Below are 18,591 nucleotides of genomic sequence, written 5' to 3' on the forward strand. Positions count from 1 at the left end.
TTTGTGCGCACTCTTATTTTCCCATGCGAGACGAAAAAGAAATAGACTTATAATCCGATTTTTTGTAAGATGTAGATAGAGGCATGCCATCATTTAATAACGATTAAATTCCATATATTAACAAATATATGGTTTGTTTTTTGAGGAGGAAACTAATGAAAAATTATGTTCTACTCAGGACGATGTTTTGTATATATAGCCTCACAGTTTTGACCCATTATTTTCTGACTTTCCTAGAGCATGGAAGAGCATTTTTTGTTACCATGATCATCCCACTACTATCAGTGATTATTGTTCAAAAGATTTTCACCAAGCTACCCATCCTATCAACTTTTTCCTTCACAAAGCCTAAATGGTCATGGCTCCTAGCCAGTATTTTCATCCCTTTTTTGTTAGGTCTCCTAGTACATAGTTATTTTTACTTGACGCATCATCCATCTTTTCTCATCATCACCCCATCTCAACTGAGTATGTTATTACTAATAGGGCTCACCATTAGTACAGGCTTGGCTTTACTAGAAGTAGTCGTCTGGCGAGGCAACTTTCATGTATATTTGCGGCAACGCTATAGCTTTTGGTCGACCGCTACCCTTACTGGAGTAGGGTGGTCTTTATGGCATCTACCTATAGTTGTACTATATAAGCCCTATATGATGCCAGCTGTTGGAATACCTGCGTATTTGTTGCTCCTTTTTGTGTTATCCATCGTGCTTTCAATCATTCGAGAAGTAGGTCAATCCATTGTGCCTGTTGCTATTTCATGGAATGATGAATGTCTTTTACTTAGGGGTTAGTCAGAGTATGACCGTTTCTCCAGATAACCAAGAGATCGTCAAATGTCTTACGATTATCTTGTTCCTCTTCCTTTATTGCCATAAAAATGTAACAATTTTTAAAAATTAAAAAATTAAAAGGAAAATATGGCACTTCTTGTAATCTGTAGCGTTCTTCTTATTTGGAAGCAAATTCCGTATTAAAAGACGTTGGAGGGATTTAGTTGAATCAAGAAACCTTATTATCCTTTAGTAGCAATTCCTTATTTATTGCCTTCATTCTACTACTGATTGCGATTGTGCCATTAGGGCTTGCCGTCAAATCGAAAGGGAAGATGTTTGGCAAGCTAGGTATACTTCTTACTTATGCAGCCTTTGTCCTGCAACTCGTTTATTTCGTGGTGAGATGGGTAGCTGTAGAGCATGCACCCGTCAGCAATATGTATGAATTTATGACGTTCTTTGGCATCATGCTCACAGGGAGTTATCTCATCATCCATTTTTTATACAAGCAGCTTGTTGTGGGCTTATTTACAATTCCTGTGTCATTAATCATTCTTGGCTATGGAAGCGTTTTTGCGAAAGAAGTGTCACCACTCGTACCTTCCTTGCAGAGTCACTGGTTAACGATACATGTGATGACCGTCGCTTTTTCCAGTGCGATTCTATCGGTATCCTTTGCCACTGGATTAATATTTTTATTAAGCACATTGGATGTTTCCAAAAGATCCATACGTACATATTCGTTAGAATTTGTCTTGTATTGCTTAGTTGTCGTAATTGGATTTATCGGCATTTCGACTTTTTTCAGCCTAACAGCGGATGACCTACAAGTACAATTCGAGAATGTTCAAGGTCAATCAGAAAAAGCAGTCTATTCCATGAAACCCTTAATCGTGAATAAAGGAGCAGTCACAGAAAATGGTGATTCTGCTGGTTTAATCGAAATAACAAATAAAATAGATGCTAAAAAGTTAAATTCGATTGTCTGGGCATTTATGATTGGTACGGTCTTATATGTTGCCATTCGTCTGGCTACAAGAAAATCGGTGAGTGCTACATTAAAGCCATGGACAAGTCGGGTTCAGCCACAATTAATGGATGAAATCTCCTATCGAGCAGTTGTCATTGGCTTCCCACTATTTGCATTAGGTGGGCTGTTATTTGCCATGATTTGGGCACAAATAGCTTGGAGCCGGTATTGGGGATGGGACCCTAAAGAGGTCTGGGCGCTAATTACTTTTTTATTCTATGCAGCCTTTCTCCATTTCCGCTTATCCAAAGGCTGGGAAGGGGAGAAAACAGCCTGGCTTGCCATCATTGGCTTCAGTATCATCGTGTTTAATCAGGTGTTTGTTAATCTAGTGATTGCAGGCTTGCATTCTTATGCGTAGGGACCATTTGCCATTTGATGCCGAAGGAACAACGCATTTAGATAGAAAGGACGCCTTCAACTTATTCAAGCGAAGCCATATAATGAAAGGGAAAAATCGATGACCATGTCCTTTTTTCTAAAATTGAATATTGTTAGTCTGCTGTACGGTTGGATTTTCTTTATATGTATGACATTACAACTCAATTATTATCGATTACTACGACTTACAGGCTGGACAGCTGACAATTTGGATCTTTTCTTGCTTATTGTTCAATTAGTAGGCCTTAGCGTAGCGACGATATTTATATATAAGCTCACCGTTACGTGGCTTGGGCATCGCCGCTGGATTTATGCAACAATGATTCTATGGTTACCGTATACTGTGATTTTCACAATGGTTTTTACCTACCTGTTTCCCATTTCCGATCGAGGAGATATGCCAGTACCTGTGCAAGGGCTTATTCTGTTGGTCATGCTTTGGGGATATCCGTTGTATATTGCCATCATAAGTCTTGCTGCGAGGACATAAAAAAAGAGACATCTTCAAAATGGATGTCTCTTTTTTCATTTGCTCGTCTATGTTTGGTGAATATTATATTTTCACTACATTCGTTGCTTGAGGTCCGCGGTTGCCTTCTTCTACGCCGAATTCAACTTTTTGGCCCTCTTCTAAAGTTTTGAAGCCATCTGTTTGGATAGCTGAGAAATGTACGAATACATCATTGCCACCTTCAACTGCAATGAAGCCAAAACCTTTTTCTGCGTTAAACCATTTTACTGTCCCTTGTGTCATGTAAACACCCTCCCAAAAAAATTCAACAATCAATTTCTTCAATACATATAAAAAGCGGATTCAAAAGCTGTATTACCTTTGAATACAAGTTTTTAATCGTAGCAATGAAGTAATGTAATTATTAGCTTTATTATAGTACAGAATTGTTTGTATATCCAGTAAATTCCGTTTTTAGTAAGAAAAAATTTACAATTGTAATCTATTAGTAATGAAATGTTCTTCTAGCATTAGTTAATCCATGCTTTTTCCTTTGCTACAATTACTGCCTCTGCACGAGATTCAACGTTTAATTTAACGAATAGTTTCGATAAATAATTCTCTACGGTTCTTTGGGTCACACCGATAGCAGACGCAATGGCTTTATTTGTACAGCCTTGAGCTACGAGCTGTAAAATTTCCTGTTCTTTATCGCTGAGTAATACTTCCTGCTGGGTATTCGGCAAATTGGATCGTTGCTGGACAAAATCTAAGAAGTCTGCTGCCAGTAATATTTCGCCACGTAGAGCTGCTTGAATCGTTTGGATGACTTGCTCTTTTGTAGCTAGTTTTGATAATAAACCATCAATCTTTTTCTCAATTAATAGCTCATAATAATCGGCAAGCTCGTAGCCTGTATAGAGAATAATGAGGGCCTCTGGTTGTTTTTTCTTGATCATTTCTGCTAGTTGGATACCGTTGATCGGTTTCATATTAATATCAATGAGAAATAACTGAAAGGCTTCCGTATCCATTCTTAGTAAAACTGCTGCACTATCCTGCTCTGTTTCAATCTGGACATTGACTAAATCCTGTAACAATGTTTTTGTACCATCTAAAACGACAGGATGGTCATCTATAATAAGTATGTTCATCATATGAATCCCCGTCCTCTTGTATTTGAATAAAAATATGCATTCCTTCATTGTGTCTAGATTGGATGGTGATGTCCCCGTTAAAGGCACGGACACGCTCACGAATTCCATTAATGCCCATGGAAGCTGAGGACTGAATTAAATCCTCAATATCACAGCCTACTCCATTATCTTCATATTGTAGAATAAAGCCTTGAGGTATCGCTCGTAGAGTTAGTGAAACTTCTGTAGCATTAGCGTGTTTAATCGCATTATTTAATAGCTCCTGAACTAGGCGATAGACGACTAGATGGAGTGTGGCATCCTGAAATTCCACTCGTTCAATTTGAGAGCTTACTAAAAAGTCAGCCCGTATTTTTACCTTTTGTATTAATTTTTTTAGGGCTATTTGTAAGCCGAAAGTATCGAGTAATGGTGGACTTAAATTCTCACAATACTCTCGTAGATCCTTTGTGGCATTCAGGAGCTGTTCACGAATATCCAAAATGGTGTCCCTTTGAATAATAGGAGTGCCAGCAAGGACATCGAGTTCTCTTGCTAAATGTAGCTGCTCCTGCAAAATCGTATCATGTAGTTCCTGAGCTAAAATACTCTTTTCCTTCTCAATAATATTCCATAATAGTTTATCAAGCCAAGGAAGCGGTGTATCACTGGTGTTTTTCATATGTTGAACTTCGAGTACTAAATCTTCAATTTGCTGTAAATTATTAATAGACATTGAAACATAAAGTGCGAGTAGCTCTAGCCATAATAATTCTTCCTTTTGTAGCGTATGCTTTATTTCTAACATTATTTTTTCGTCACCTGCATCATGCAGCAGCAATTTTGTGTAGTAGCTTCCGAGCATGGGAGCTGGTGTATCCTCTGTGACCGTTCTTATAAGAAAGGCTGTCGTGCCTAATTTTTCAGTAATTTCAAACTTAAAGCGTTCCAGTAATTCTTGTTGATTTTTAGCCTTGCCCATACGTTGCACGGCGGCATATAAATTATGTACATAATTTCCAGTAGAAGAAAAAATAATTTTTCGATACTTAAAATCAATACGTTCCTTAATATAAAAACTAGCCATCATCACCATGAAAACTAGTAAAAAAATACTTGTAACATGGACTACAGATAATTGACCCATAAACAAAAGGGCAATACCTGTTGTCAGTAGAAGGGCACTGAAAAACGCCAGTGTCGAATAATAACGTAATCGTGATAATTGGTATTCAATATCAAATAATCGTTCATTCACTTGGATGAACAGAAATGAAAAAGGAATAAATAATAAAAATAACGCGGCGATATCTGCATGTAATAACGGCTTATTACCTAAAATTTCAGGTGTCACGAAAAAAATCAGGAATGGCAAAAATGGAATGATAAAGGCTATGGCAATCAACCGAATTTTAGCTAATTTTGTGCGCAAATAACTTGTTAATAAAATATAAATAGCGTACAGCACAAGGATTGCGAATATACCTAAGTTTAGGAGAGGAGTAATCTCTCGGAATGAAGGTATAAAACCTTCCAGAAAGTAACAACCTGGGATGACCAATGATGAAAAATAAAGCCATTTGCTGTCAATATAAGCCCATTTGATTTGAAGGTAACGGAAAAAGTGCTGTAAAAAATCAATGAATAGCACCATGCATAAAATAATACATAGGCCAATCACAATCTGGCCAATAAGATTGCCCCTTGCCGATGCCCCTGTACTAATATAAGCCAACGAACAGGTTAACAAAAATAAAGTCAATAAAAATGTCGGAGGGTTATCTTTATTGCGTTGCCATAAATAAATGGCCACACCGAAAGCTAAAAGAAAATAAAAGATCGGGAATAGAATTTGCAAATATAATTCTTCTGGCATATCAATATGCTTCACATCAATTGTTTGAATAGTCCCATCAGTCTTTTGGATAGTTAATTGTTTAGCACTTCTAATCAGTGAGAACAATCGCACAGAGCGATTTTCCAAAGCTGGCTGCCCATCAATAGCTAGTACAATATCACCCCGTTCGATATTTTTTTGATGAGCCCATGAAGTGTAGTAGCTATCCATAATAGCTGCTTGCCCATTTGTTGTATCAAGGGTGAGACTAATAAACGGTGTTTTTATGGCAATCGCTAATACGTAAATGCCGAGCATTAAATAGGTAAGAAAAATACAATATGTCCATTTTTTCATTTTGAAACCTCTGTTTGCTAGATGATAATAAACTCCTATATATTATCGCTAATTATTGATAAATTTGGAATACCGAAATAGAGGCTTTCGGAAAACCACTATTGCGTTTTCGGAATGACGAAATAGTTTTTTCGGACATGGCTATGATAGTGTAAGTTTAATAATTATGACGAAAAGGGGGACGGTGACGTGAAAAAAGGCGTTTTAACACTAATTCTTTTTTTCTTAATCGCTTTGATTATGATCCCATTGACCACGAAGGCTAAAATGGTTCATGAAGATAAAGTCGAGGTTGAAATTTGTCTAATCGGTAGCGATAACCATTTTGTTTATAAAATTCCAAAGAGATTACATAAAGATATACCCTATACGGAGATGAGAAATGGCATACAAGCATCTTTAGCCAGTCATTGGGAAATTGAAGAAGCTCGCTACGATACGAATAAATCGGATGTTTCCTATACTTTTTACATTCAGGATTTATTCCAAGAAAAGCAAGATGGGCAGCTAAAAGTTGCCATTCCCTATAGTATTTTGGTAGGGATGTTTGGAGAGCAAGATCCGATTCAATTGAAAATTTTAGCGAGTAAGTTATCGAATTGGACGGTGAACACGAAGGATTGGACAGCGCTCGGTTTTATGGAGCCTTTTACTTTTTTAAGTGAACGTCAATATGTTTATGAAGGAGCCGTGAATGATTTATTGAACCAAAGAGTAGGTCATTTTGATGGTACGATTCAGAAACGTCCATTTATCCTTTACGCGGTCATCTATTTTAGTTTTATGGTAGTCCAATTGCTAGCTTGTTTTATTTTATCGAGACGATTAAAAAGGAAAGTCATCAACAATCCAGCCAATTTACATCAGTTCCGTAAACTAAATTATATGTACCAATCATTGCCAATCATGATTATTGTTGCACAAATTGTATTCCTTGTACTTTCGGGCTTGATTACGGCATTCGGTCTTTATTTTAGTCCTGGCATCGATTTATTAGTTATTGTTGGACCTGTTTTATTAAATATCATCTTGCTTCCTACCTTCTTTGTCACAACAGAGAGTGAAATTTCAAGAGAGCTGAAGAACACTTCCTCCCATTCTGGCTTCTAATGAAATAATTTCTTCATACGAAAATACGTGATGAAATGGTATAATGGTCAACAGCAAACTGGAAGGAGCTGTTGAAGAAAAATGACGCATCCAGAAATGGCGTACTTAAATTTACTACAACATATATTAGAAAATGGCACGAAAAAAGAGGATCGAACTGGGACGGGTACATATAGCATCTTTGGTTATCAAATGCGTTTTGATTTAAGTAAAGGATTTCCTCTTTTAACGACAAAGCGCGTACCTTTTAAGCTTGTCGCGAGCGAATTATTATGGTTCATTAAAGGGGATACGAATATCCGTTATCTATTGCAACATAATAATCATATTTGGGATGAATGGGCATTTAAAAAATGGGTTGAATCAGATGACTATACAGGACCAGATATGACTGATTTTGGTCGACGTTGTTTAGTGGATGACGCATTTAATACATTGTATCAGCAAGAGTTAGCCTCATTTTGTGAGCGTGTCTTAGCAGATGATGACTTTGCTCAAAAATACGGAGAGCTTGGCAATGTCTATGGCAAGCAATGGCGGCATTGGACAACTTCTACTGGGGAAAGTATCGACCAGTTGCAGGATGTCATTCATCAAATCAAGCATAATCCAGATTCACGCCGTATTATCGTCAATGCGTGGAACCCAGAGGATGTTATCAATGCAGGTGCGAAGGGCAGTAAAGCCGCATTGCCACCATGTCATGTCATGTTCCAATTTTATGTATCTAATGGCAAATTAAGCTGTCAGCTCATGCAAAGAAGCTTGGACACTTTATTAGGCTGTCCTTTTAATATAGCTTCGTATGCATTGTTAACACATTTGATTGCACATGAGTGTGGATTAGAGGTAGGCGAATTTATTCATAGCATTGGGGACGCGCATATTTATGCGAACCATGTGGAACAAGTAAAAGAACAACTTGCTCGGGAGCCAAAGGAACTACCGACGTTACACATCAATCCAAATAAAGCATCGATTTTTGATATCGAGCTTGAGGATTTATCAATCGAGGGGTATGATCCACATCCCGCTATTAAGGCTCCGATTGCCGTCTAACATAAACAGCAGCCATTTTGGTTGCTGTTTTTTTTGGCACTATAACTAGGTCAAATTATATGTTTTGCTAAATAGGCTAGTAGTTGGATGACTGATAGCTAGGAAGTTGATTATAGTAATTGTGGGATTGTTAGCATTATTTGGAATAGGTAGTCGGTCAAATTTATGGTAGAGGTGAAAGTTGTGAAGAAAACAATGGTCCTTCCGGAAGTAGAAGAAAATGAGCAACAGTCCGATCATCTAGAACGAAAAAAGGTTTCCGAGCAACAAGCGCAGGACGCTAATACCTCCAATTTATCCCGGCAACAACTTTTCGACATGATGCAAGTGATTGAAGAAATCCGTATTAAAGGCTATAAAGAAAGACTATAAATGTAAGCGCCTTCTAAGCTATAATGGCTGAGGAGGTGTTTTTTTATGAACGTAATCTTTATAGATTCAGTCACAGGTGATGAATTATTGCACATGGTATCACACGACGTGGCAGGTATACTTGCGGCAGCACAGGGGGAAAGCGTGACTTTTCCAGTAGGTCATTTTAAATATGAATTTCATAATTTAGATTTTTATGATGACAATGGGCAAATACGGCAGGAACTAGTGATTTATGTCAATAAAATCTAAATGTATGTATAGATAAGTCAAGAAACGGAACTATAAAAACAGGTAGCGAAAAGCAATGTGCTTGCTTTTTTATTTACCTGTAACTATAATAGTTACAACAGGTGGTGATACATATGGTGAACAGTCGATTTTCGGTGGCGATCCATATTCTTTCGCTAATTGCTACAACATCTGATAAAAGCTTACTTACGTCCGATTTTATCGCTGGAAGTGTAAATACAAATCCAGTGGTCATAAGACGTATGATTGGTGTTCTGAAAAAGGCAGGCTTACTTTTATCACATTCAGGGGTTGCGGGGTATGAGCTTTTAGTGGAACCAAAGAATTTAACACTTTTAGCAATTTATCAAGCAATCGATGGGCCAGAACAGCTTTTTGCGATTCATGATGAGCCGAATCCAGCGTGTGCAGTGGGACGAGAAATCCAACATACTTTGGAAGATGTGTACACATCTATTTGGCAGGCAATGGAAGCACAGCTACAGGCACAGACTTTGCAGGATGTGCTAGATCAGCTTCGTACTTAAGCGAAGATGGTCTATCTGTATCTAACCTGTAACTAAAATGGTTACAACTATATATTAAGGAGGAACATACAATGAAAATTGCTGTCATTGGTGCAACAGGTAAAGCAGGACAAAAAATAGTAGAGGAAGCGGTGCAACGTGGTCATGAGGTAACAGCTATCGTTCGTTCTGCCGCAAAAGTAACAACAGCTATCCCCGTAATAGAAAAAGACGTGTTTCAATTAACACAGGATGACGTGAAAGACTTCGATGCAGTAGTGAATGCGTTTGGCGCACCAGCTGGTCAGGAAGATTTACATGTGAAAGCGGGTCGTCATTTAATCGAAATTTTCCGAGACATTGATACAAAATTATTGGTTGTGGGAGGGGCAGGTAGTCTTTTTGTAGACCCTGAAAAACAAATCCGTGTAATGGAAACGCCTGATTTCCCAGCTATGTTCCTAGCAACTGCGCAAAATCAAGGACAAAATCTACAAGACCTACAACAATCTGCTATCCATTGGACATTTTTAAGTCCATCTGCATTTTTTGATCCAGAAGGTCCACGTACAGGTCACTATACAACAGGAGTCGATCATTTATTAGTAAATGAAGCTGGTGAAAGCTATGTAAGCTACGCAGATTATGCAGTGGCAGTATTGGATGAGCTTGAAAATCCTCAGCATCAAAATAGCCGTTTTACTGTAACTTCGAATAAATAATAGAAGAATGAACAAACCAATAGAATGGACCTAATCGGTTTATTCTATTGGTTTTTTTGATTCACAATGAAATTTTTAACACTATCGCATACAGTTGCCTAATTATTTTGTATCGAACCTTTATCCGCTAATAATGCTAGGGCATTATTAAAATGTGCTCGGTTTTTAGCGATTTCTTTGCTTTTTTGAAGGATTTTTTTCGTTTACAGAAAAATGACTGTTTACAATACGACTTTTATTAGCTACTATCAAGTGTGAGTATTACATAAAAGGAGACGACAATGATGTCAACACAACGTATAGAAAAAGATTTTTTAGGTGAGCGCGTATTACCAGCAGAGGCTTATTACGGAATTCAAACACTACGTGCAACGGAAAACTTCCCGATTACAGGCTACACAATTCACTCTTCACTTATTAAGGCTATGGGGATTGTGAAGAAAGCAGCTGCGTTAAGTAATATGGAAGTACACCTATTATCAAAAGAAATTGGTGAGGCAATTGTCGAAGCAGCGCAAGAAGTAATTGATGGCAAATGGGATGCAGAATTCCTTGTAGACCCAATCCAAGGTGGAGCAGGTACATCCATCAATATGAATGCAAACGAAGTCATCGCCAACCGTGCCCTAGAAATTTTAGGGAAAGAAAAAGGTGACTATCATACAGTAAGTCCAAACAGTCATGTCAATATGTCACAATCAACAAACGATGCTTTCCCAACAGCCATTCATATCGCTGTGTTAAATTTAATAGATGAATTATTAGAAACGATGGACTATATGCAATCCGTTTTCCATCAAAAAGCAGAGCAATTTGCACATGTCATTAAAATGGGACGGACGCATTTACAGGACGCAGTGCCAATTCGCTTAGGACAAGAGTTCGAAGCTTATTGCCGTGTCATCAACCGTGATATTGTACGTATTCGTCAAACACGTCCAAACTTATATGATGTAAATATGGGTGCAACTGCAGTAGGTACAGGCTTAAATGCTTTCCCAGATTATATTAAATCTGTCGATGAGCATCTTGCAGAAATCTCTGGTTTACCATTAAAGGGTGCGACACATTTAGTTGATGCTACACAAAATACAGATGCTTATACAGAAGTATCTGGTGCGTTAAAAATTTGTATGATCAATATGTCGAAAATTGCAAATGACTTACGCTTAATGGCTTCTGGTCCACGTGCCGGCTTAGGGGAAATCCTTTTACCAGCTCGCCAACCAGGTTCTTCGATCATGCCAGGTAAAGTAAACCCTGTGATGCCAGAAGTACTGAATCAAGTGGCTTTCCAAGTGATTGGTAACGACCATACAATTTCATTAGCTTCTGAAGCTGGTCAATTAGAGTTAAATGTTATGGAGCCGGTATTAGTATTTAACCTAATTCAATCTATCAGCATTATGAATAATGTTTTCCGTGCTTTTACAGAAAACTGCTTAAAAGATATTGAAGCAAATGAAGAACGTATGAAAGAATATGTAGAGAAAAGTGTAGGGGTACTAACTGCTGTGAACCCTCATATTGGCTATGAAGTTGCTGCTCGTCTTGCACGTGAAGCGATTCTAACAGGTCGTTCAATCCGTGAGCTTTGTATTGAAGCGGGTGTTTTAACAAAAGAACAACTGGACCTAATTTTAGATCCTTATGAAATGACACATCCAGGTATCGCTGGCTCAAGTATCATGAATTTAAAATAATTAAATTATAGGGACTGTAGGTATGCCTTTGTGGCTGTCTATAGTCTTTTTTTATGCGCTTTTTAGAACTTTACTCATATAAAAGGGGCTTTTTCTTATGTTTTTTAGGATTATTCAACTATAATAATGGTATGGAAGTAATATTTTAGTTGGGGGAATTTGTTATGAGTTTACGAAATAAGAGTTTACTTGGCTTTTCAGCTTTAAATGTGTTAATGATTATTATTTTATTTTTAGATTTGGCCAATGTAACAACATTAGAATGGCTTGCAACCGTTTTAACCATCTTGGGAATTGCCATTACACTTTCGTACACGGTCTATGTCCATTTTAAAGTGATACAGCCTATTAAACAGTTAACGGAGGCTGCTCAAGGGATTACCTCAGGCAAATTGGATACAGTTGTCATTGAGGTACATGATAATGGGGAAATCTCTCAGCTAGCACAATCTTTTTTAGATATGAAAAATCAATTACGAACAATGACACAAAAAATTGCGAATAGCTCTACGGATTTATCGACAAGTATTGAAGAACTATCAGCAAGTACGAGTGAAATTACGCTAGCTGTGGAAGAAGTAGATCAGCAGATAGAGAAAACATCAGATGGCTTGAAGCAAGCTGCACAATCCGCTAGTGAAAGTGCCCATGCGATGCAAGAAACTGTCGATGGAATTGAACGTATTACCGTTGCTACACAGGATGTTTTTAGTCATGCGAAAGAGGCCAATGAAATTGCTGGAAACGGGGTAGCCATTTTACATGTAGCAAAGGAACAAATGCAATTTATTTCATCATCAACTGACAAAACAAGTAGTCTGATGCAGCAACTATCCACTAAAATGTCAGATATTAAATCGATGACCGATATGATTACAGCCATTACTGATCAAACCAATCTATTAGCCTTAAATGCTGCCATTGAAGCCGCACGGGCTGGAGAACATGGTAAAGGCTTTGCAGTAGTAGCAGAAGAGGTCCGACAATTAGCTGAGCAATCGAAGCATTCTGCTACGCAAATTGTTGACTTAGTAGTAGGCATTGAACATGATACAAAACAAGTCGCTTCATCGGTGGAGGAGGATTTGAAAAATGTTCAGCAAGGTGTTTATGTCATTGATGAGGCGACAAAATCATTCGGGACGATCACACAGCATGTAAGTCGCATGAATAACCAGCTTGAAGACATTTCCGCAACAGCCGAACAGCTTTCCAGTAGCGCAAATGAAGTGGCATCAACGGTCATAACTATTGCGGATGGAATGGGCCGATTATCGAATTACACAGAGTCTGTTTTGCAGTCAATGGATGAGCAAACTGCCTCCATGCAAGCTGTCAATCACGTCACACAGGATTTAAGTGTGCAGGCTGATAGTTTACAAAAATTAACCAATCAATTCGGTGCTTAAGAGGCCCGTGGGAAATTTCAAGGGTTTATAGCCCTGAAATAATGATTCGAAACAAATAAATTTACAAGTTTTTTAGTATAATTTTATTGTTCCTTTACTCCATAGGATAAGAGGCTTTTTTACAGTTGACCAATTTTCTGTAAAATAAGCCTCTTTTTTTATGAATTATTTATAAAACTTGTAAATTCACAGATAAATAAAAATGTTGAATTTTTTAATTTAGTTTCTTATAATGGACTAGCTGTTACCTCTATTACTCACTTCAACTATTGCAACCCGCGTTCGCCGGGTCAACAAGTCATTTCTATTTCTCTTCGCATATCCCTTGCGAAATCATAATTTGTAAGACAACAATTAAATGCTAAAAAAACTAAATGGTATTAAAAAGCTCATCCAATTGAAAGGAAGTATGCTTCGAAAAATATTATTGAAAGATAATTCTGAATATAGGAAAGAGAGAGATTGATTTGAAGCTATCACCAGTAGAACAAGAAAAACTACTCCTCCATGTGGCAGGAGAACTTGCGCTGAAAAGAAAAGCTCGCGGTTTAAAGCTAAATTATCCAGAAGCTGTTGCCCTTATTAGTAGTTTCATCATGGAGGGTGCTAGAGATGGAAAAACTGTAGCACAGCTAATGAGTGAAGCTAAGCATGTTCTGACAGCAGAGGACGTAATGGAAGGTGTCGGTGACATGATTTCAGATGTACAGGTAGAATGTACCTTCCCAGATGGGACAAAACTTGTCACAGTTCACCGTCCAATTCAGTAAAGGAGTGTTGGCAGATGATTCCTGGAGAAATTCGACCAAAAAATGGTGTGATTGAAATCAATGTGGGCAGGGCAACAAAAAAGGTTTTAGTAGCCAATACAGGTGACCGTCCAATTCAAGTAGGTTCACATTTTCATTTTATCGAAGTGAATCGATTTCTAGAATTTAATCGTGAAGATGCAATCGGTATGCATTTAAATATTCCATCAGGGACGGCAGTTCGCTTTGAACCTGGGGAAGAAAAAGAAGTAGAGCTTGTCGAATTTGGTGGGAAACAGCTTAAATAAGCTAACAGAAGGGTCAACTCACCATAAAGATGAAATTTTAGACAAGGCAATTGAAGGTGGCTTTAAAGGAGCGGAAGAAAAATGAAGGTAACACATGAAGCTTACGCGAAAATGTTCGGTCCTACAGTTGGCGACAAAGTGCGTTTAGCCGATACGGATTTGTGGATCGAAATTGAGAAGGACTATACATCCTATGGAGATGAAGGTGTCTTTGGTGGTGGTAAATCACTGCGTGTTTCAATGGGGCAAAATGGTAAAAATACACGTAATGAAGGTGTGCTAGATACAGTCATTACTAACGTCATCATTATCGATTATACGGGTATTGTGAAAGCTGATATCGGTATTAAAGATGGCCGAATTATTGGTATCGGCAAAGCAGGCAATCCGAATAGTATGGATGGCGTCGATCAGGATATGATTATCGGCGTAGGGACAGAGGTTTATGCAGGGGAAGGGCTTATAGCAACAGCTGGTGCCATTGATACACATATCCACTTCATTAGTCCCGATCAAGTTGAAACAGCCCTATTAGCAGGCACAACAACTTTTATTGGTGGCGGAACAGGACCAGCAGCAGGTTCAAAGGCGACAAGCTTAACTGCTGGTGAATGGCATCTACATCGCATGTTACAGGCTGTGGAAGGCTTCCCAATGAATGTTGGATTACTTGCAAAAGGTAGTGCCTCGGACCCAGCACCAATTATCGAGCAAGTTCGTGCGGGTGCCATCGGATTGAAGATTCATGAGGACTGGGGGGCAACACCTTCCGCACTGGACCAAAGCTTAACCGTTGCAGACGAGTACGATATTCAAGTAGCCTTGCACTCCGATACATTAAATGAAGCAGGATTTGTGGAAGATACAATCAATGCCATCGATGGCCGTGTTATTCATATTTTCCATACAGAAGGTGCTGGTGGTGGACACGCGCCTGATCAGCTAGTAATGGCATCTTTACCAAATATTTTGCCAGCCTCGACGAACCCTACGAAACCATTTACGACGAACACGATTGATGAGCATTTAGATATGCTGATGGTATGTCATCACTTAAAGCATGATGTGCCAGAAGATGTCGCATTCGCAGATTCACGTATCAGACCTGAAACGATTGCTGCAGAAGATATTATGCAGGACTTAGGAATATTGAGCATCATGTCTTCGGATTCACAGGCGATGGGTCGTGTGGGAGAGGTGACGATACGGACGTTCCAAACAGCAGACAAAATGAAAAAGCAACGTGGACCTTTGCCACAGGATGAGGGCAAGGAACACGATAATTATCGCGTCAAGCGCTATATGGCGAAGCTAAATATTAACCCAGCAATCGCACATGGTATTAGCCATGAAGTTGGTTCACTGGAAGAAGGGAAATTAGCCGATATTGTTTTATGGGAACCAGCGTTCTTTGGCGTAAAGGCAGAAGTGGTCATCAAAGCTGGTATTGCCGTTTATGGTATTACAGGTGATCCAAATGCATCCATTCCAACACCGCAGCCAATGAAAGGGCGGCAGACTTATGGCTTCTATGGACAAGGTCCTCAAAATTGTGGTATGACATTTTTACCGAAAATTGCGGTAGAAGAAGGATTGCCAGAAAAATTAGGCTTAAAACGAATGATTGGGACGGTTTCGAATTGCCGAAATATTCGTAAATCTGATATGAAGCTTAATAACGAGACGCCAGAAATTGATGTGAACCCAGAAACATATGAAGTAAAAATTGATGGTGAATTAGCAACATGTGAGCCGGTAGATGTACTACCAATGGCTCAACGATATTTCTTATTCTAAGCAATTAAAGTGAGAGTAACAGCCAATAAAAAGACAATGAGGTGCTAAACATATGTTAATCGAAAAAATTATTGGGAATATTGCCCACGAAGAAGAACATCAACAAAAGACAACAGAATGGATTGAGCTAGAATGGGAGGAATTAAGCAAACGAATTCTTCGCACAGAAACAGATCAAGGTACAGACATTGCTTTACGACTAGAAGGTGATGAACCATTAAAATATGGTGATTTATTATTTGAGGATGATCACCTTCGTATAGCAATTCGTACAAAATTAGAGACTGTCATTGTTATTACGCCCAAAGACATGCATGAAATGGGAAAATCAGCTTTCGAATTAGGAAATCGTCATACGCCTTGCCTCATTGAAAACAATGAAATCATCGTACGAGCAGATCATACGATAAATCCATTATTAGATGAAATAGGGGTGCACTATGAAACAACAGAAAGACGTTTCAAGCAGCCATTCAAATACCGTGGACACTCTCACTAATTTATCGATACTGCAACTTTTACAAATTCATGATTCGGCATTCCCAATAGGTTCATATACACATTCCTACGGTATGGAAACGTATATTCAAGAAGATTTCATTCGTACAAAGGAACAATTAATCGAATTTTGTCAGGGCTATTTATTTCATAATTTAGTGCACGGAGATGCGATTCTTATTCAAGAAGCATTCCATGCAGCAAAAGACAGAGATATTGCTCGTCTTACAGAGCTCGATGAACTTTGTGGGGCTATGAAGCTTGCTAAGGAATCTAAAGAGGCGAGTGTCAATGTAGGGAAGCAATTTGTGCGAACTGTGACACCGCTTATGGAATACCCTTTTTTATCGCAGTGGAAGGAGAGAATCGAGCGTGAAGAAGTGAAGGGACATTACGCCGTGATTTATGGAATCTATTGCGAGGCGCTAGGTGTCAATGTTTTTCACGCAGTGATGACCTTTATGTATGCATCAATTAGCGGCCTAGTACAAAATGCTGTACGTGCAGTACCGTTTGGTCAGAATACAGGTGTCCAAGCATTGAATGAGCTATTGATTTCGGTAGAAGAAGCAGCGCAAACAGTGATGTCATTAACGATGGATGATTTAACGAATAATGCGTTAGGGATTGAATTGGCATCCATGAAACATGAGTTTTTATATTCCAGATTATTTATTTCATAGAAAGAGAGAGGATAACAATGAAACCAATACGTATTGGTATCGGCGGCCCAGTTGGGTCAGGAAAAACATCTTTAGTAGATCAATTAACACGTGTGATGCATGAGCATTATCATGTAGCGGTTATCACAAATGATATTTATACAAGAGAAGACGCTCAATATTTAATAACGAATGGTGTTTTAGAGGAAGAGCGTATTATTGGGGTGGAAACAGGTGGTTGTCCTCATACAGCTATTCGTGAGGATGCATCGATGAATTTTGCAGCGATTGATGATTTAAATAAACGTTTCCAAGATTTAGATATTATTTTCATTGAAAGTGGTGGCGATAATTTATCTGCAACATTTAGTCCTGAGCTAGTGCATGGCTATATTTACGTAATTGATGTGGCAGAAGGACAGGATATCCCACGTAAAGGCGGTCCAGCGCTAACGCGTTCAGACTTACTACTAATCAATAAAACATCATTGGCGCCTCATGTTGGGGTTGATCTAGAAATAATGGATCAGGATGTGAAAAAAATGCGTGGTGGCCGTCCATATATTTTTGCAGATGTTCGTTCACAAACGAATGTAGATAAGGTGGTTGAATGGATTCAGCACCATATGCTACTTGAAGGTGCCGAAGCTGTTGACAACCATGCTTAATCAACCAAAGATCAATCATTTCGGCAAATTAGAAATGGCCTTTGAGCCTAGGAGGGGCTATACAAGACTAGTTCATGTGTACCAGCAGCCTCCCTTAAAGGCTAGCCGTGAATTATATGAAGGTAGTGATCCAACTGCCACAGTATTTTTGATGGAATCCTCTGGTGGGATGGTAGCGGGAGACCGCAATGAAATCGATGTCAAACTGGCACCAGAAAGCCGAGTAAGACTTAAGCAACAATCAGCATTGAAAATCTATCCTTCGCATACAGGTGATCATTGTACCCAGGCTATTACGGTTGAAATTGCTGATGAGGCACGGTTAGAATGGCTTCCTGAAGTGACCATTCCATTTGAACGAGCCAAGTTTCAAGCGTATACAACTATTCACATGAAGGAGAGCTCGACATTAATTTGGGGTGAAATTATCGCACCAGGCCGAGAAATGCGGGGAGAAGTCTTTGATTATCAAGACTACCAATCTAAATATAAGGTTTATGTAGAGAATAAACTTATAGCGTTTGATTCCATCCATTTTAAACCACAGGAAATGAATTTTGCAGCGCTTGGCTTGCTCGAAAAGGCACTCTATATCGGTTCCTTATGGATTGTGTCACCACTTGTGAAAAATATGAACATGAGAGATTTACAGGCTTTGATTCAACAGGAGCAATCTCTTCAGGCAAGCGTAACAAAGCTAACAGATCAGGCGATTCATTGTAGATGGCTCGCCAAAGAGCAACGAACACTTCACAAGGAAATAAATCGTATGTTTGAACATATGACAGCATTACTGTAATTTCTGCTG

Annotated in this window: 21 protein-coding genes; 18 read left to right on the forward strand and 3 right to left on the reverse strand. The window is 38.7% G+C overall.

The genetic code is table 11. The annotated features are described in order from the left end of the window. Positions 1 to 155 precede the first annotated feature (155 nt). The 3 genes from MKX57_RS10720 (at position 156) to MKX57_RS10730 (ending at position 2,677) form a co-directional block, all read left to right on the forward strand. Positions 156 to 794, forward strand: a complete 639-nt coding sequence (locus MKX57_RS10720) for a CPBP family glutamic-type intramembrane protease (RefSeq protein WP_008174873.1) — start codon at positions 156 to 158, stop codon at positions 792 to 794. A 203-nt stretch (positions 795 to 997) separates the two neighbouring features. After that, positions 998 to 2,167, forward strand: coding sequence for a c-type cytochrome biogenesis protein CcsB (gene ccsB / locus MKX57_RS10725; protein WP_008174871.1), 1,170 nt, complete (start codon positions 998 to 1,000; stop codon positions 2,165 to 2,167). Between the two features lie 168 nt (positions 2,168 to 2,335). Then, positions 2,336 to 2,677, forward strand: coding sequence for a hypothetical protein (locus MKX57_RS10730; RefSeq protein WP_141395383.1), 342 nt, complete (start codon positions 2,336 to 2,338; stop codon positions 2,675 to 2,677). 63 nt (positions 2,678 to 2,740) lie between these two features. Here MKX57_RS10730 and MKX57_RS10735 read toward each other — a convergent pair whose 3' ends face one another. From MKX57_RS10735 to MKX57_RS10745, 3 genes are all read right to left on the reverse strand, one after another. Next, on the reverse strand, positions 2,741 to 2,941 hold the full coding sequence (locus tag MKX57_RS10735; RefSeq protein ID WP_008174868.1) for a cold-shock protein: 201 nt from the start codon (positions 2,939 to 2,941) through the stop codon (positions 2,741 to 2,743). Between the two features lie 227 nt (positions 2,942 to 3,168). Then, a complete protein-coding gene (locus MKX57_RS10740; RefSeq protein WP_008174867.1) occupies positions 3,169 to 3,795 on the reverse strand; it encodes a response regulator transcription factor in 627 nt (208 codons plus the stop codon). After that, complete coding sequence (locus MKX57_RS10745; RefSeq protein ID WP_342551016.1) at positions 3,770 to 5,968, reverse strand: ATP-binding protein; 2,199 nt, start codon at positions 5,966 to 5,968, stop codon at positions 3,770 to 3,772. The genes MKX57_RS10740 and MKX57_RS10745 overlap by 26 nt, the downstream gene beginning before the upstream one ends. 189 nt (positions 5,969 to 6,157) lie before the next feature. Here MKX57_RS10745 and MKX57_RS10750 point away from each other — a divergent pair, with 189 nt between their 5' ends. The 15 genes from MKX57_RS10750 to MKX57_RS10820 all read left to right on the forward strand — a co-directional run bounded on the left by MKX57_RS10750 (position 6,158) and on the right by MKX57_RS10820 (position 18,582). Then, entirely contained in the window at positions 6,158 to 7,078 is a 921-nt protein-coding gene (locus tag MKX57_RS10750; RefSeq protein WP_089984555.1) for a hypothetical protein, read from the forward strand. An 81-nt stretch (positions 7,079 to 7,159) separates the two neighbouring features. After that, positions 7,160 to 8,137 carry a thymidylate synthase gene (locus MKX57_RS10755; RefSeq protein ID WP_342551017.1) on the forward strand — a complete coding sequence of 326 codons (978 nt, stop codon included), beginning with the start codon at positions 7,160 to 7,162 and terminating at the stop codon, positions 8,135 to 8,137. Positions 8,138 to 8,320: 183 nt separating this feature from the next. Beyond that, positions 8,321 to 8,509 carry a hypothetical protein gene (locus MKX57_RS10760; protein WP_164908709.1) on the forward strand — a complete coding sequence of 63 codons (189 nt, stop codon included), beginning with the start codon at positions 8,321 to 8,323 and terminating at the stop codon, positions 8,507 to 8,509. A gap of 45 nt (positions 8,510 to 8,554) precedes the next feature. Then, positions 8,555 to 8,761 (forward strand): thymidylate synthase, encoded by a 207-nt coding sequence (locus MKX57_RS10765; RefSeq protein WP_089984550.1) that lies wholly within the window; start codon positions 8,555 to 8,557, stop codon positions 8,759 to 8,761. Positions 8,762 to 8,874: 113 nt separating this feature from the next. Continuing rightward, positions 8,875 to 9,288, forward strand: a complete 414-nt coding sequence (locus tag MKX57_RS10770; RefSeq protein ID WP_089984547.1) for an Rrf2 family transcriptional regulator — start codon at positions 8,875 to 8,877, stop codon at positions 9,286 to 9,288. A 71-nt stretch (positions 9,289 to 9,359) separates the two neighbouring features. Then, positions 9,360 to 9,989 (forward strand): NAD(P)-dependent oxidoreductase, encoded by a 630-nt coding sequence (locus MKX57_RS10775; protein WP_008174856.1) that lies wholly within the window; start codon positions 9,360 to 9,362, stop codon positions 9,987 to 9,989. A 281-nt stretch (positions 9,990 to 10,270) separates the two neighbouring features. Then, positions 10,271 to 11,692: an aspartate ammonia-lyase gene (gene aspA, locus MKX57_RS10780; protein WP_008174855.1), complete on the forward strand. Its 1,422-nt coding sequence runs from the start codon at positions 10,271 to 10,273 to the stop codon at positions 11,690 to 11,692. A gap of 164 nt (positions 11,693 to 11,856) precedes the next feature. Next, positions 11,857 to 13,101 (forward strand): HAMP domain-containing methyl-accepting chemotaxis protein, encoded by a 1,245-nt coding sequence (locus MKX57_RS10785; protein WP_090001612.1) that lies wholly within the window; start codon positions 11,857 to 11,859, stop codon positions 13,099 to 13,101. 467 nt (positions 13,102 to 13,568) lie between these two features. Beyond that, positions 13,569 to 13,871: an urease subunit gamma gene (gene ureA, locus MKX57_RS10790; RefSeq protein WP_012294325.1), complete on the forward strand. Its 303-nt coding sequence runs from the start codon at positions 13,569 to 13,571 to the stop codon at positions 13,869 to 13,871. A 14-nt stretch (positions 13,872 to 13,885) separates the two neighbouring features. Continuing rightward, a complete protein-coding gene (locus MKX57_RS10795; RefSeq protein WP_342551018.1) occupies positions 13,886 to 14,158 on the forward strand; it encodes an urease subunit beta in 273 nt (90 codons plus the stop codon). Between the two features lie 81 nt (positions 14,159 to 14,239). Further along, positions 14,240 to 15,955 (forward strand): urease subunit alpha, encoded by a 1,716-nt coding sequence (gene ureC, locus MKX57_RS10800; protein ID WP_008174846.1) that lies wholly within the window; start codon positions 14,240 to 14,242, stop codon positions 15,953 to 15,955. A 52-nt stretch (positions 15,956 to 16,007) separates the two neighbouring features. Continuing rightward, complete coding sequence (locus MKX57_RS10805; protein WP_090001608.1) at positions 16,008 to 16,454, forward strand: urease accessory protein UreE; 447 nt, start codon at positions 16,008 to 16,010, stop codon at positions 16,452 to 16,454. After that, positions 16,396 to 17,136 (forward strand): urease accessory protein UreF, encoded by a 741-nt coding sequence (locus MKX57_RS10810; protein ID WP_237068820.1) that lies wholly within the window; start codon positions 16,396 to 16,398, stop codon positions 17,134 to 17,136. The genes MKX57_RS10805 and MKX57_RS10810 overlap by 59 nt, the downstream gene beginning before the upstream one ends. A gap of 17 nt (positions 17,137 to 17,153) precedes the next feature. Continuing rightward, positions 17,154 to 17,783: an urease accessory protein UreG gene (ureG, locus tag MKX57_RS10815; RefSeq protein ID WP_008174842.1), complete on the forward strand. Its 630-nt coding sequence runs from the start codon at positions 17,154 to 17,156 to the stop codon at positions 17,781 to 17,783. Beyond that, positions 17,776 to 18,582 (forward strand): urease accessory protein UreD, encoded by an 807-nt coding sequence (locus MKX57_RS10820; protein WP_089985152.1) that lies wholly within the window; start codon positions 17,776 to 17,778, stop codon positions 18,580 to 18,582. Before ureG ends, MKX57_RS10820 begins: the two co-directional genes overlap by 8 nt. The last annotated feature ends 9 nt before the right edge of the window (positions 18,583 to 18,591 follow it).

Origin of the sequence: Lysinibacillus sp. FSL M8-0216, assembly GCF_038595555.1 — a bacterium.
GTDB classification, from domain to species: domain Bacteria; phylum Bacillota; class Bacilli; order Bacillales_A; family Planococcaceae; genus Lysinibacillus; species Lysinibacillus fusiformis.